This window comes from Methylobacterium sp. J-001, from assembly GCF_022829565.1.
GTDB lineage: Bacteria > Pseudomonadota > Alphaproteobacteria > Rhizobiales > Beijerinckiaceae > Methylobacterium.
This window is the reverse complement of record NZ_JAKSYN010000200.1, coordinates 85,787-100,047: the sequence shown is the minus strand read 5'-3', so window position 1 is coordinate 100,047 and position 14,261 is coordinate 85,787. Positions and strand designations below refer to the sequence as shown.

The following is a 14,261-nucleotide window of genomic DNA, read 5'->3' as shown; positions in this document are numbered from 1 at the left end:
GTTCGAAGGCGTTCCTTCATCTGCACGCCGTCGTCGCGCGCGCGGCGTAGCAACCTCGGAAGACGCCGTCATCGGAGATCGCATGCCGCCCGACACGCTACGCTGCGCGCAAGGACGGATCGCGTCAGACCGCGATCGCCTCGGCCTCGTCCTCTTCCGCCTCGATCTCGGCATCGACCTCGGAGACCGGGCCGGAGGCGCCGGCCGCTTCAGCGAGACCGCGGGCGGCCTTGCGGAGGAGCTTGCGCAGTCGGCGACGGTCGGTCTTGTCGAGATGGTCGAGGAGTTCCGCCTCGACCTCCTCCTGGATCCGCTCGATCGCTTCGGCCTTGGCGAGTCCGGATTCAGTGAGTTGCACCCGCACCACCCGCCCGTCACCCGATTCGGCCCGACGCTCGACGATGCCGAGGGCTGCGAGCCGGGTCACCGTCTTCGAGGCGGTGGGGGGCCGCACCCGCAGGAGCGCGGCGAGATCGCCCATCGTCATGGTCCCGGCCGCGGCCAGGGCCTGCACCACCTGCTCCTGCCCGGCGAACAAGCCGAGCTTGGCGAGCCGGTCGCCGGTGCGGGCTCGGTGTAGGCGCGCGGCCTGCACCAGCGCCCAGCCCACGCTGCGCACGCCGGGCGGCCGCATCTTCTTGGCGGATCCCTCCGACGCGCCCGCGTCCTTGATCTCACGATCGCGTTTCTGCTTGTCGCCCACTGGAGCGCCCGCATCTATGCCGGCGGCCGCCGGACCATCCTGAAGCTGCACGATCCATCCCCGTCACACGGCCGCCCGGGATCCTGTGGCGCGGGTGGGTGACGCTGCGATGACGGGGGCCGACAAGGCTGCGCGTTCAGCACTGCATCAGGCGCTTGAGACGGTCCAGAATGTCCTCGCCGGTGCAGGGCCGGGCGATGAAGTCGGCATGGGACGGCATCCGCGCTGGATCGGGGGCCGCCCGCCCTGACACGATCAGAATTGGCAATTGCGGCCGAGCCTCGGCCACCGCGCTCGCCAAGTCGAAGCCGTCGGTCTTTCCCGAAAGCTGCACGTCCGTCACCAGCCCGCAGATATCCGGACGTGCCTGAAGGATGCTGAGCGCCCGCTCGGCGGAAGCACATTGCACCGTGTCGTAGCCACCATCCTCCAGCACGTCCCCGAGGTCCATGATCGTCAGCGCCTCGTCCTCGACGAGGAGGATCACCGGCCGATCGCCGCCCGAAACCGTCTGCTCGCTCGCCACTGTGTACTCCCTCCGGCAGCGTCCGGCCGCACGGGCCGCCGCACGCGATGTCAGCGTGAGCCCAACGGCAGAAACGGTTCCGGGTTGCAGGCCGAGGCAGCGGCGGCTCGCGCGATCGTGTAGCCGCGGCGCTCAGGACAGAGCCGCGGCCTGCCCGGGGATGACGGCGATGACGGACTCGATCAGGCGATCGAGATCCGCCGTCGGGATGGTCAGGGCGGGGGTGAGATAAGCGATGTCGCCGAACGGCCGCACCCAGACGCCCCGATCGAGGAAGGCCGCCTTGAGGGCGGCGAGGTCGGGTGTGCGGGCGAACTGCACCGCCCCGATGGCGCCGAGCACGCGCACATCCGCCACCCCGGGCAGGGTTTTCAGGCTGGCCAGCCCGTCCGCAAGGCGGCGCGCGATGGCTCGGGCCTGATCGAGGCGCGGCTCGGTCTCGAACAGATCGAGGCTGGCATTGGCAGCCGCGCAGGCGAGCGGATTGGCCATGAAGGTCGGGCCGTGCATCAGCGCGGCAGCCGGATCCTCGGACCAGAACGCCTCGAACACCTCCGTCCGGGCGACGGTCGCAGCCAGCGCCATGGTGCCGCCGGTGAGCGCCTTCGACAGGCAGAGGATGTCCGGCACGATCCCGGCCTGCTCGCAGGCGAACAAGCTGCCGGTGCGACCGAACCCGGTGAAGATCTCGTCGGCGATCAGCGGCAGGCCGTGACGGCGAGCGAGGCGCGCGATCGTCGCCAGCACCTCCGGCGGGTGCATCAGCATGCCGCCCGCGCCCTGGACGAGGGGCTCGACGATCACGGCGGCCAACGTCTCGCGGTGGGCCGCGAGAGTCGAGTCGAGCACCGCGACCTCGGCCGGGCTGCGCGGCAGGTCACAAAAAATCTGGCTCGGCAGGTAGGCTCCGAAGCGGCGATGCATGCCCTCCTCGGGGTCGCAGACGGACATCGCCCCCATCGTGTCGCCGTGGTAGCCGCCCCGGAAGGCCAGCACCCTGGTCCGGCCGCTCACCCCGCGATTGAGCCACATCTGGGCGGCCATCTTCAGCGCGACCTCGACGGCGACAGAGCCCGAATCGGTGAAGAAGACGTGGTCGAGATCCCCCGGCAACAAGGCGGCGAGCCGCGCCGCCAGCCGCTCGGCCGGGGCATGGGTCAGGCCACCGAACATCACGTGCGGCATCCGCGCCAGCTGATCCGCCACGGCTTGGGCCATGTGCGGGTGGTTGTAGCCATGCACCGCCGTCCACCAAGAAGAGATCCCGTCCACCAGCTCACGGCCATCGGCCAGCACGATACGGCTGCCGTGCGTCGCCACCGCCTCCAGGGGCGGCGGCGCCAGCCGCATCTGCGTGTAGGGCCGCCACAGGTTTTTTCGGGATAGGTCGGACGTCATGGCGGAGGGATGGGCGGTGGGGCGGGGGTGGTCAAGCGGGGCGCCGCTCAGCTCGCGCTCAGCGCGATGGCAGCCGATCGGCCCCACCTTGACATCCGCCGCGCCCGCGCCCCCATGACCCATCCGATGGACAGCCTCGACGCCTTCGCCCGGACCAAACTCGACACCCTGGAGGCCGGCAGCCTGCGGCGGCGGCTAACGCCCACCGAGCGGGGTGCCGAAGCCGCGGCGGTACGCCGGGGCCGGGCGCTCGTCTCGTTCTCGTGCAACGATTATCTCGGCCTGTCGCACCACCCCCGGGTGATCGTGGCCGCGCAAGCGGCGGTCGCGGCCTACGGGGCCGGGGCGGGCGGGTCGCGGCTGGTCACCGGCGACCATCCGGTGCTCGGGGCGCTGGAGAATCGGCTGTCGCGGTACAAGGGCACCGAGGGCGCCCTGGTCTTCGGCAGCGGCTATCTCGCCAATCTCGGGATCACCCCGGCGCTGGTGGGGCGCGGCGACCTCGTGGTGCTGGACGAGCTGTCCCATGCCTGCATGTGGGCCGGGGCGCGGCTGTCGGGCGCCAAGATCCTGACCTTCCGCCACAACGATCCGGGCGATCTGGCAAAGACGCTCGCGGAGCACCGCCCGCTCCATGCCCGCGCCCTGGTCCTGACCGAGCGGGTGTTCAGCATGGACGGCGACCGGGCGCCGCTGGGCGACATCCTGGGCGTCGCGGACCAGTTCGACGCCTGGACCCTGGTGGACGACGCCCACGGGATCGGCGTGGTCGAGGACGGGCCGCGGGCGCCGCTCGAGATGGGCACCCTGTCGAAGGCGCTCGGCTCCTATGGCGGCTATCTCTGCGCGTCGCGGCCGGTGATCGACCTGATGACCAGCCGCGCCCGGAGCTTCGTCTACACCACCGGCCTGCCGCCGGCCTCGGCCGCTGCGGCCCTCGAAGCCCTGGCGATCCTGGAGGCGGAGCCGGCGCGCCGCGCCCGGCCGCTAGCCCTCGCCCGGCGGTTCACGGCCCGCCTGGGCCTGCCGGAGGCCGAGAGCGCCGTGGTGCCGGTCCTGGTCGGCGACGCGCAGACGGCGCTCGACATCTCCGCGGCCCTGGAGGCTGAAGGCTTCCTGGTGGTGGCGATCCGCCCGCCGACCGTACCGGCCGGGTCCGCGCGGCTGCGCGTGGCCTTCTCGGCCGCCCACGCCGAGGCGCAGGTCGATGCCCTTGCCGACGCGGTGGCGGCGCTGACGGGCCGCGCTTCCCGTCCCTGAGCGCCGACCCTATACCTCGTCGCCGACGCTCCCGCCCAAGAGGGGCCCGGACCAGAGCAACCGAGAGGACGACGCCCGATGGACGCCAGCGCATTGCGAGCCCTCCAGGCTCCGATCAAGGACCAGTACCGCTCGGCCCCGGATTCGGCCGTGATCACCTTGAAGGCCCGGGGCACGCTCGACGACACCAAGATCGCCTGCAAGGTCGAGACCGGCCGCGCCATCGCGGAAGCCGGGCTGCACCCGGCCACCGGCGGCTCCGGACTGGAATTGTGCTCCGGCGACATGCTGCTCGAAGCCCTCGTGGCCTGCGCCGGCGTGACCCTGAAGGCGGTGGCGACGGCGCTGGAGATCCCGCTGCGCTCCGGCACGGTGAGCGCCGAGGGCGATCTCGATTTTCGCGGAACCCTCGGCGTCGACAAGGAGGCGCCGGTGGGATTCCGCAGCATCCGTCTGTTCTTCGCGCTGGATACGGACGCGCCGGAGGACAAGCTCGCGCAGTTGCTCAAGCTGACCGAGCGCTACTGCGTCGTGTTCCAGACCCTGAATCACAAGCCCGAATTGTCGGTCGCCACTACGACGGCCTGAAGGAGGACGGCCATGGCCAGCGGCATCACCCAGGCCGAGTACTGGAACGGCGAGGTCGGGACCCGCTGGGCCCGCAACCAGACAGTTCTCGATGCGGTGTTCGCACCGCTGACCGAGGCTCTGTTCGCCCGCGCGGCGCTGCGCACCGGCGAGTCCGTGCTCGATATCGGCTGCGGTTCCGGCGCCACGACCCTGGAGGCCGCCCGCAGGGTCGGTCCGGAGGGAGGCGTGACCGGTGCGGACATCTCAGTACCGCTGCTCGCGGTCGCCCGGGGCCGCGCCGAGGCGGAGGCGGCCGGGGCTGCGCCGATCCGGTTCGTCGAAGCGGATGTCGAGAGCGCGGATCTCGGGACCTATGGGCAGGCCCTGTCGCGGTTCGGCGTGATGTTCTTCCCGGATTCGGCCCGCGCCTTCGCCAATATCCGCCGGATGCTGCACCCGGAGGGCCAGCTGACGTTCCTGTGCTGGCGTGCTCTGGCGGAGAATCACTGGGTGACGGTTCCCCGCGAGGCGGTGGTCCCGCTGCTGCCCGAGATCCCGCAGCCGCCGCCAGCGGATACACCCGGCCCGTTCCGCTTCGCCGCAGCGGACCCGCTGGTCGCGTTGCTGCGCGGCGCGGGCTTCGGCACCGTGACTTGCGACGCGATCGACCGGGACGTGGAGCTCGGCCGCGGCGACACCGATGCGAAGGCCGCCGAGGCCGCCGCCCATGTGGCGCTCAATCTCGGGCCGACCGCGCATCTCGTACGCGAGGCCGAACCCGATCTGCGCGCCCGGGCCGCGACTGCGGTCACCGCCGCCCTGCGCCCGCACGCGACCGGCGGTTCCGTTCGCCTGCGCGCCGCCTGCTGGCTGGTTCAGGCCCGCTAGGGCAGAGCGACTTCAGAACCCCAGCGCCCCGCCGTCGGAGCGCGGGTCGTGCATCGCCTCGATCCGCCCGTCCCGGGCCCGGCGCACCAGCATGCCGGCATGGCCCAGCGTGTCGCTGTAGGGCACACCGACCGGCTCGATCTGGTGGCCCATGCGCTCCAGCGCAGACAGGATCGCCGGGTCGAACCGGTCCTCAACCTTCACGCTCAGCGACGGCGCGCCCCAGGTCCGGCCGTAGAGCAGCCGCGGCGCCTCCACCGCGCCAGCGACGGAAAAACCGTAATCGGCGTAGCGGCAGAAGATCTGGGCCTGGAATTGCGGCTGGCCGTCGCCGCCCATCGCGCCGTAGGCCATCACTCGGCCGTCGTCGAAGCAGGCCAGCGCCGGGATCAGGGTGTGGAACGGACGCCGCCCCGGCTCCAGCGGGTTCACGGCGGACGGGTCGAGGGAGAACGAGACGCCGCGGTTGAGCCAGTCGATCCCGGTCCGCGGCAGCACCACCCCGGAGCCGTATTCCCAGTAGACCGACTGGATGTAGGAGACGGCCAGCCCATCCCGGTCGATCGCCCCCATCCAGACCGTGTCGCCCGGGGAGTCGCGCAGCGGGACCGAAGCCGCCCGCTTCATGTCGATGCGGGCGGCTTCCGTGGCGAGGAACGCGGGGGCGAGGAAATCGTCCGGGTCGTGGCGCAGGCGGCCGAAATCGGTCACCACCCGGTCGCGGATCGCGAAGGCCCGCTTCGTCGCCTCGATCAGCCCGTGATAATGCGCCACGCTCTCCGGGGCTGCGATGGTCAGCCGGTCGAACAGGCCCAGGATGATCAGCGCCGCGAGCCCCTGGGTCGGAGGCGGGAAGTTGAACAGGGTGGCGTCGCGCCGGCGCAGGGCCAGCGGCCTGCGCTCGGCCGCCTGATAGGCCTTGAGGTCGGCCCGGGTCACCGGCGCGCCGAGGCGCTCCAGATCGGCGCCGATCTCGTGCGCGACGTCACCCCGGTAGAAATCGTCGAGCCCGGCATGGGCAAGCTGCTCCAGGGTCGCCGCGAGGGCCGACAGCTTGCGAATCTCGCCGGCCCGATAGGGCTTGCCATCCTTGAGGAAGGTCGCAGCGAAGTTCGGAGCCTCGTACAGGGTGTCGCCCGGCTGCGGCTTGTAGCGCTCCTCGCTGGCTGAGACCGGCACGCCGTCGCGGGCCTGGGTGATCGCGTCGGCGAGCAGCACCTCCAAGGGCAGGCGGCCGCCGAGCGCCTTGGACAACGCCAGCGCGAGCTCCCAGCCGCCGACCGCACCGGCCACCGTCACCATGGCGTCGGGGCCCCGCGACGGGATCGTGTCATAGCCCTTCTCGCGGTAGCGCTGGATCGTAGCGAGGCGCCCGGCCGGTCCGCAGGCCTCGATGCCGCGCACCCGCCCACCGCGCTCGCGCACCAACCAGAAGCCGTCGCCGCCGATGCTGTTCATGTGCGGGTAGACCACGGCGATCGAGGCCGCCATCGCCACCATCGCCTCGATGGCGTTGCCCCCCTGCGCCAGCACGGTCCGGCCGGCCGAGGCGGCGAGATGGTGAGGGGCGGCGACGGCGCTGTCGGAAAAGACGGGGGTCTCGGGCATCGACGATCCTGTGGTGTTCCGGTCGCAGCGTTAGGCAAGTGTGCGGCTGCTGCAAGGTCCCGCCGCTCGCCAGGGCTATGCCATGCTAGGAAGGCCGATGCCCGTCGCGCGGAAGCGGCCGATGTCGTTCAAGATTTGGCCTCGGTTGGCCATCGGCCTCACCCTGACTGCGGCCCCGGCCGCGGCGCAGCAGCGGGTACGGACCGTATACGAGGGCGCGGGGGCCGATCCGCGCATCTCGGTCGCGCAGCCGGAGAGCACCAGTCAAGCGTCCGGCGGCTACGTCCGGTCGATCGAGCCGTCCCTGGGCCCGCTCGGCGATCCCTTGGGCATCCGCCCCGGGCTGAAGGCCCGCGGCATCGAATACAGTCTGACCTATGTGGCCGATCTGCTCGGCAACCCGACCGGCGGAATCCGTCAGGGGGCGATCGTCGAGGACCGCCTGAATCTGCGGCTCAATCTCGATCTCGACCGGCTGGCAGGCTGGGAGGGCGCGACCATCCACGCCAACGCCTATTTCATCCACGGCACCGGTCTGTCGCGCTACTATGTCGGCGACCTGCTGACCACGAGCGTCATCGAGGCGCTGCCGTCGACCCGGCTCTACGTGCTGTGGTTCGATCAGAGTCTGATGGACGGGCAGCTCGGTCTCCGGATCGGCCAGCAGGCGGCCGATACGGAGTTCTTCGTCAGCCAGACCGCGACCCTGTTCGTGAACTCCACCTTCGGCTGGCCGGCGATCACCGGGCTCGACCTGCCGAGCGGCGGCCCGGCCTATCCGCTCTCGGCACCGGCGATCCGTGCGAAATATACGCCGGGCAACGGCGTCTCGCTCCAGGTCGGCCTCTATGACGGCGATCCGGCGGGTGCGAACCGGCCGGGCCAGGATCCGGAGGCGCAGCGGCTCAACCGCACCGGCACGAATTTTCGCACCAACGACCCGGCGCTCGTCGTCGCCGAGGCGACCTACGCGTACAACATCGAGCCGGGGGCCAAAGGCTTGCCCGGGGACATCACGCTGGGCGGCTGGCAGAATTTCGGCCGGTTCGACAGCCTGCGCTTCGACATCACCGGTGTGCCGCTGGCCGACCCGAATGCTACGGGGATCGGCCGCCCCCTGCGGGGCAATGCCGGCCTCTACGCGATCTACGACCAGACCCTGTTCCGGGAATCCGGGAAGGACGACGAGGGCCTCGGCTTCTTCGTACGCGCGGCCTATTCGCCGACCCGTTCCAGCCTGATCGAGTCCTATCTCGATACCGGCCTCGCCTATAAGGGGCTGTTCGAGGGTCGAAACGACGACACGATCGGCATCAGCCTCGCGCAGGCCCGGATCAGCGACGATGCCCGCCGGGCCGACCGGGACACGATTTTCTACACCGGCGTCCCGATGCCGCGACGGCGGGCCGAGACGGTGCTGGAGGCGACCTACCAGGCGGTCGTGGTTCCGGGCTTCACGGTGCAGCCCGACGTCCAATACGTGCTCCATCCGGGCGCCGGGGTGGCTGGCCCGGACGGGCGTCGCCTGCGCAATGCAGCGGTGCTCGGGGTGCGGGCGACCGTGCAGTACTGAGCCGGGCGCCCTGGAACGGTCACGGTGCCCGCCCTCTTTCCGCAGTATGGTGATCTTCGAGTGGGTTGTCGGCGTCCTGTTCGGCGCGGTCCTGTTGGCTGCGTTGGCGCGACGGCTTGGCGCGCCGTACCCGGCGTTCCTGGCCTTGGGCGGCGTCGGCCTCGCCTTCGTGCCCGGCGTGCCGAACCTGCGGCTCGATCCCGAGCTGGCGCTCGCCCTGTTCCTCGCCCCCGTCCTGCTCGATGCCGGCTTCGACGCCTCGATCCGGGACATGAAGGACAATTGGCGCGCGGTGTTCGGTCTCGCGGTCGGCGCCGTGGCGGTGACGACGCTCGCCGTCGCGTTCGTGGCGCATCTCATCGTGCCGGACATGCCGATCGCGGCCTGCATCGTGCTGGGCGCCGTGGTCGCGCCGCCCGATGCCGTGGCGGCCCTGGCCGTCCTCAAGCACGCGCCGATGCCGCACCGCCTCGCCACGATCCTGCGCGGCGAGAGCCTGCTCAACGACGCCGCCTCGCTGATCATCTACCGGCTGGCGGTGGCGGCCGCGATGGCGGACGGCTTCCATCCGGCCGAGGTGGCCCCCGCTTTCCTGCTCGGCGTCGTGGCGAGCCTGGCGGCCGGCCCCTGCCTCGGCCTCGCCTTCGTCGCCCTGACCCGCCGCGTCACCGATCCGGCGAGCACCATCGTAATGCAGTTCGTCGCCGCCTTCGGGATCTGGCTCGCGGCCGAAAAGCTGGAGATGTCGGGGGTGCTGACCATCGTGACCTTCGCGGTCACGGTCGCGCGCCGGGCGCCCGGGATCACGGCGCCGCGCACCCGGGTGATCTCTTACGCGGTCTGGGACACGGCGGTGTTCGTGCTCAATGTCCTGGCCTTCATCCTGATCGGCATCCAGATCGACCCGATCCAGGACCGGCTGACCGGTGCGGATGCCTGGCAGGCGGCGTTCCTGGCCGCCGCGATCTTCGCCACCGTGGTGGTGACGCGGCTCGCCTGGGTCCTGCCCACGACCGGCCTTAAGGGCCTCGGCCTGCGTCAGGCGGGCTCACGGGCGCGGTACGGCCCGGGGCTCGCTTTGTCCTGGGCCGGGATGCGCGGCATCGTCACGGTCGCAGCCGCCCTGGCGCTGCCGATGGAGTTCCCGCACCGGGACCTCGTGGTGTTCACCGCCTTCTTCACGGTGCTCGGGACGCTGATCGTCCAGGGCCTGACCCTGCGACCGCTGCTCGCCTACCTGAAGCTGGAGGATGACGATCCGGTCGGGCGCGAGGTCGGCTGGGCGCGGGCCGCCGCATACAAGGCCGCCCTCGAGAGCCTGTCCGAATCCGGGGACGAGCCGGCGATCGATACGTTGCGGGCGGAGTTCCGCTCGGCGCTCGAGGAGGCCGAGGCCCATGACGAGGGTCGCGCCCCCGAGAGCCTGCCTTCGGACGCCGCCCGTCGCCGCTCGGTGGAGGCCGCCCGCAACGCGGTCCTGACCCTGCGCCGCCAGGGCCGGATCGGCGATGACGCGTACTTCCTGCTGGAGGAGGAGTTCGACTGGGCCGAGCTCAACGCGACGCCGAAGGCCGAAACCTAAAGCTCAGCCGACCAACGCCCGTGTTCAGACGCCCTTGCGCGCCGCGACGCGGGACTCGATCGCATCCCACACGGCAACCGACAGGTCGGGACCGCCGAGACGCTGGATCGCCCGGATACCGGTGGGGGAGGTGACGTTGATCTCGGTCAGGTGACCGTCGATCACGTCGATCCCCACAAGGATCAGGCCGCGTCGGGCCAGCTCCGGTCCGATCGTCGCGCAGATCTCGCGCTCGCGCTCGGTCAGCTCGGAGGCCGAGGCGGCACCACCGCGGACCATGTTGGAGCGGATGTCGTTGGCCGCCGGCACGCGGTTGACCGCGCCCATCGCGACGCCGTCGACAAGGATGATGCGCTTGTCGCCCTCGGTCACCCGATCGAGATAGCGCTGGATCACCCAGGCCTCCCGGAAGGTGGTCGCGAACAGGTCGAACATCGAGCCGAAATTCGGGTCCGTCTCCGTGACCTTGAACACCGCCGCGCCGCCATGCCCGTGCAGCGGCTTCATCGCCACGGTGCCGTGCTCCAGCCGGAACGCCTCGATCTCCGCCTTGTCGCGGCTGATCAGGGTCGGCGGCATCAGCTCTGGGAAGTCGAGCACGAACAGCTTTTCGGGCGCGTTGCGCACCTCAAAGGGATCGTTGACCACCAGCGTTTCCGGGTGGATCCGCTGCAGCATGTGTGTGGCCGTGATGTAGGCCATGTCGAAGGGCGGATCCTGACGCATCAGCACCACGTCCGCCTCCGCGAGGTCGATCCGCTCCGGCGGCGTGAGGGTGAAATGCGCGCCCTCGACATCCTGTACGGTCAGTCGCTCGACGCGAGCGGTGACCCGCCGGCCCTGCATCGAGAGCCGGTCGGGTGTGTAATAGATCAGGTCATGGCCCCGCCGCTGCGCCTCGAGCAGCAACGCGAAGGTCGTGTCCCCCGCGATCCGGATATTCTGGATCGGGTCCATCTGGACGGCGACGGTCAAGCCCATCGGAAATGCCCTTCGCACACGGCGGGTGTCTCGACCGGACGGGTCTTCAATCGTCGGACAGCGACTTGCTGCCAGTGCGCTTGTCGTAATCGCCGATCGCCGAGCGGCACTCGGGCGAGAGACGCTTGCGGTTGCGCATCATGCACTTGTCGGCGTCCTGGCTGTTCGGATCGACACCGGCGCAGAGACGGAAATAGTCGTTCGCGCAGCCGAGCTGCAGGCCCTGGTCCTCGCGCTGAGCGTAGGCGGGGCCGGCAGCGAGCGTCACGAGCGCGAGGGCTGCAGCGGCGAGGCTGCGCCGACGGTAGGCGTGCAAGGTGCGTTCCGGAACGAGTCGCATTCAGCGGTGTCCTCAAATCTCGATCGCGCGGAAATTCGATGCGGCGGTATCCCGTCCGCTTGGGTCCGCCATATCGGTCGCGCGGGGCGGTAGGCAAGCGCCGCAGCTGCGCATGGGTTCCCCGCGCGGAACGCTGCGCCAACACCCTGCCCGGGTGTGTCTCAGGGGCCGCACGGAGCCGACGCTAAAAAAGGCCCCGTCCGCGATCGGACGGGGCCTCAGTCATAGGGAGGAAACGCCCGCCATGGGCGAAAACAGCGTCGCAATTCGCGCGCCACATACGCCGGATGGCCGGCAAGACTCCGTTAACCACGTCATGCTGAATGGTTTCTGTAGCCCTTGCCGACCCCCTCTGCAGGGCCCGGGCACTGACGCTCGAGCCGCCGACAGGAGCCGGAGACGATGACCCCATTCAAGCCGCAGGTGACCAGCGCGCTCCGACCGCCGATGCCCGCCAACGATGCGACGTACGACGCACGGCCGGACGCTTCCGCGATCCTGATCCCGTTCCCCGGCCAGGAGGCGCGGCGGACGCGCCGCCTGCCGCGTACGGAGGAGCAGCGCGGCGAAATCTTGTTCTTCCTCGGCGTGCGCTACGAGCGCCTCGCTTCCTGAACACGTCGACCGGCCCGGCCGCGCGACGTTTCCGACGGTTTGATCATGCCTGTCCCGGACCGCCATCGGCCGCCCCTCATCCATGACCGAGGCACGCGCGCGCGCCGCGCCCTCAAGGCTTCTCTTCTCCTGCCCACCGGAGCGGCCCTGGCGCTGCTCGCTGCCTGCACCCAAAGCGGCGATTTCGGACGGCCCCGGACCGGCGTCTGGAATGGCCTGATCGACACCACCGGCAGCTTCTCGGTGCGTGATCGGGGCCGCTTGCTTCTGGATTCCGGCCTGACCGACGACGAGCAGGCCCTGCGCGACCGCGCCTGGCGGTTCGTGCAGCCGGCCAGCACCTTCGCGGCCTTCCAGGATGCCCTGTTCGGGCTGGCCAGCGCGCACGCGACGCCGACTTGGCGGTTCGACGAGGTCGGGGCCTATTATGACGTGCTGACCGCCGAGCCCACGCGCTCTCCCGTGTCCCGCTACCGCCAACTCGCCGACGACGCCACGGCCGATGGCCGCCTGATCCCGATCTTCGTAGCGTTGGCAGCGCGGGTCATCGATGCGGATGCCGCGCGGCTGCGCAGCCTGCCCTTCGCCAAAACTCTCGACGACGCGGATATCCGTCTGGCCGCGCAGCGCGTCGCCGAGAACCGGTGCCTGATCGCCTGGGTGCGGATCGAGACCGGCCTTCGGCTTGCGCGCTATCGGTTCGCCCTGGAGCACCTCTTCGCCGCGGCTCCGTCGCCGGAATCCGTCTCGGCCGAGCGGTCTCTGGCCATGCTCGCCGCCCGCCGCAACCTGCTGGTGCCACTGCTGCCGCCGGATGCCGGGGCGCGCTGCGGCCTCGAAGCCGCCCTCGTGCCGGTTGCCGAAGCCCCGCCGCTCGTCGTCAAATACTGATGCGGCGCTACCGCCCCGCCGGCTTCGCGATGAGCTCCTTGCCGGCAGGCTCGTCCGCGGGCGTGTCGGTGGTGCAGGAGACCGCCTGGACCGCCGCGTTGGCGCCAGGCCGCTGACTCGGCAGGCCGGCGATCACCCGCACGACCACGACGCCGCGCGTGTCCGGCGCGACGATGCGCACGTCGCGGCTCGGATCGTTCTCGTCGTCGTCGGCCAGGGCCTCGTCGTATTGGGCGCGGGTCAGGATCACGAGGTCGAGGGCGCCACGCACGGCGGCTTGGTCGGTCACCGCGTAGAAGGCCCCGCGCCGGGCATGGGCGGCCAGTGACAGCGACAGCGGCCCTGTCCGGGCCGAGACGCGCATCGGGCCATCGGCGAGATCATAGGCACAGACGCCGACCGCCACGGCCGGGTCGGGGATCGGCAGCCACGCCTCGGGCGGGGAGGGGTCGTCGCCGGTCGCCACCGTGTAGATCGGCTGCGGGTGATCCAGGTTCTCGCTCGTCCGGGCGCGCGAGACGGCGTCCGTCTCGGACAGGCGCGGGATCGCGAGCACCGCCGCGATGTGCACCATCCCGGCGAGCACCAACCCGATCAGCGTGGCATAAACGAAGCGCAGGTTCACGATGCGCATCCCAGGCGGGTGATGGCCGGCACGGAATCCCGATCCAGCGATCCGACGCTGGCGGCGGCCGGCGTATCGTAGAGACGCAACGCCAGGCGCACCGGACCGCTGTCCCGGGGGCTCGGCAGCCAGTTCCCGGGCTGGACCTCGGGCGCGAGCACCACCAAGAACCGCCCGTCGGCCGCGCGCAGCACCTCCGTAGAGGTGAAGCCCTCGCGCACCGTCGGCCGGCCGGGCTCGCGGGCGCCGCGACCGGCGACCGTAAGGGTCCAGGCCCGGGCCGGCGGCGTCCCGCCGCCGATGCGATACGTACAGGTGGCGTCGAGCGCCTGCCCCTGGTCGTCGACTGCGGCGGTCAGCAGCAAGCCTTCGCCCACCGCCAGCGGGATCTCGCCGCGTCGGGCGTTGACGGCACGGGTATAGGGGTCGGCATTCGCAGAGCCAGCCCGAGGCCACGCCGTCCAGGCGCCGACCTGCACCCCGCCGAACGGGTAGCCGCCCCGCGTCGCCCAATCGGCGCTGGCGAGGCCGAGCACCCCGCCGAGCGCGAGGGCATAGACCGCGAGACCCGCGACCGAACTCTTGCGCCAGATACGCGCGAGGAGCCGCCCGGCACCGCTGAGGGAGCGTACCTCTGCCGCGGGTCGATCATCTCCGGCCGCGGATCTGCGGCCGGGGCTTCCAGGGATCGCGAGCCTCAT

General features: G+C 70.9%; 15 protein-coding genes. 7 read left to right on the top strand and 8 right to left on the bottom strand.

Annotation, left to right across the window (positions count from 1 at the left end; genetic code table 11):
• Positions 1-124: 124 nt before the first annotated feature.
• From MKK65_RS24805 to MKK65_RS24795, 3 genes are all read right to left on the bottom strand, one after another.
• Positions 125-754: a MarR family winged helix-turn-helix transcriptional regulator gene (locus tag MKK65_RS24805; RefSeq protein WP_243960635.1), complete on the bottom strand. Its 630-nt coding sequence runs from the start codon at positions 752-754 to the stop codon at positions 125-127.
• A gap of 85 nt (positions 755-839) precedes the next feature.
• Positions 840-1,229: a response regulator gene (locus MKK65_RS24800; protein WP_058191058.1), complete on the bottom strand. Its 390-nt coding sequence runs from the start codon at positions 1,227-1,229 to the stop codon at positions 840-842.
• Positions 1,230-1,361: 132 nt separating this feature from the next.
• The gene (locus MKK65_RS24795; protein WP_243960997.1) at positions 1,362-2,627 is read right to left on the bottom strand and encodes an adenosylmethionine--8-amino-7-oxononanoate transaminase; all 1,266 of its coding nucleotides are present in this window, start codon (positions 2,625-2,627) and stop codon (positions 1,362-1,364) included.
• 126 nt (positions 2,628-2,753) lie between these two features.
• Here MKK65_RS24795 and MKK65_RS24790 point away from each other — a divergent pair, with 126 nt between their 5' ends.
• From MKK65_RS24790 to MKK65_RS24780, 3 genes are all read left to right on the top strand, one after another.
• Positions 2,754-3,887 (top strand): aminotransferase class I/II-fold pyridoxal phosphate-dependent enzyme, encoded by a 1,134-nt coding sequence (locus tag MKK65_RS24790; protein ID WP_243960995.1) that lies wholly within the window; start codon positions 2,754-2,756, stop codon positions 3,885-3,887.
• Between the two features lie 78 nt (positions 3,888-3,965).
• A complete protein-coding gene (locus MKK65_RS24785) occupies positions 3,966-4,475 on the top strand; it encodes an OsmC family protein (protein ID WP_243960633.1) in 510 nt (169 codons plus the stop codon).
• 12 nt (positions 4,476-4,487) lie between these two features.
• The gene (locus MKK65_RS24780) at positions 4,488-5,345 is read left to right on the top strand and encodes a class I SAM-dependent methyltransferase (protein WP_243960631.1); all 858 of its coding nucleotides are present in this window, start codon (positions 4,488-4,490) and stop codon (positions 5,343-5,345) included.
• A gap of 12 nt (positions 5,346-5,357) precedes the next feature.
• Here the strand turns inward: MKK65_RS24780 and MKK65_RS24775 are convergent, their stop codons facing one another.
• Positions 5,358-6,953, bottom strand: coding sequence for a gamma-glutamyltransferase family protein (locus tag MKK65_RS24775; protein WP_243960629.1), 1,596 nt, complete (start codon positions 6,951-6,953; stop codon positions 5,358-5,360).
• Between the two features lie 121 nt (positions 6,954-7,074).
• Here MKK65_RS24775 and MKK65_RS24770 point away from each other — a divergent pair, with 121 nt between their 5' ends.
• Positions 7,075-8,526 (top strand): carbohydrate porin, encoded by a 1,452-nt coding sequence (locus tag MKK65_RS24770; RefSeq protein ID WP_243960628.1) that lies wholly within the window; start codon positions 7,075-7,077, stop codon positions 8,524-8,526.
• Between the two features lie 46 nt (positions 8,527-8,572).
• Positions 8,573-10,108, top strand: a complete 1,536-nt coding sequence (locus MKK65_RS24765) for a cation:proton antiporter (RefSeq protein ID WP_243960626.1) — start codon at positions 8,573-8,575, stop codon at positions 10,106-10,108.
• 24 nt (positions 10,109-10,132) lie between these two features.
• Here MKK65_RS24765 and gshB read toward each other — a convergent pair whose 3' ends face one another.
• Together gshB and MKK65_RS24755 are read right to left on the bottom strand one after the other, a co-directional pair.
• On the bottom strand, positions 10,133-11,089 hold the full coding sequence (gene gshB, locus MKK65_RS24760; RefSeq protein ID WP_147938168.1) for a glutathione synthase: 957 nt from the start codon (positions 11,087-11,089) through the stop codon (positions 10,133-10,135).
• Positions 11,090-11,135: 46 nt separating this feature from the next.
• Entirely contained in the window at positions 11,136-11,429 is a 294-nt protein-coding gene (locus MKK65_RS24755; protein ID WP_007560002.1) for a hypothetical protein, read from the bottom strand.
• Between the two features lie 402 nt (positions 11,430-11,831).
• Here MKK65_RS24755 and MKK65_RS24750 point away from each other — a divergent pair, with 402 nt between their 5' ends.
• Entirely contained in the window at positions 11,832-12,044 is a 213-nt protein-coding gene (locus MKK65_RS24750) for a hypothetical protein (RefSeq protein WP_058191065.1), read from the top strand.
• Positions 12,045-12,089: 45 nt separating this feature from the next.
• Complete coding sequence (locus tag MKK65_RS24745; protein WP_243960624.1) at positions 12,090-12,935, top strand: hypothetical protein; 846 nt, start codon at positions 12,090-12,092, stop codon at positions 12,933-12,935.
• Positions 12,936-12,942: 7 nt separating this feature from the next.
• Here MKK65_RS24745 and MKK65_RS24740 read toward each other — a convergent pair whose 3' ends face one another.
• Positions 12,943-13,569, bottom strand: a complete 627-nt coding sequence (locus MKK65_RS24740) for a hypothetical protein (protein ID WP_243960622.1) — start codon at positions 13,567-13,569, stop codon at positions 12,943-12,945.
• Positions 13,557-14,261 (bottom strand): DUF1214 domain-containing protein, encoded by a 705-nt coding sequence (locus tag MKK65_RS24735; protein WP_243960620.1) that lies wholly within the window; start codon positions 14,259-14,261, stop codon positions 13,557-13,559. The genes MKK65_RS24740 and MKK65_RS24735 overlap by 13 nt, the downstream gene beginning before the upstream one ends.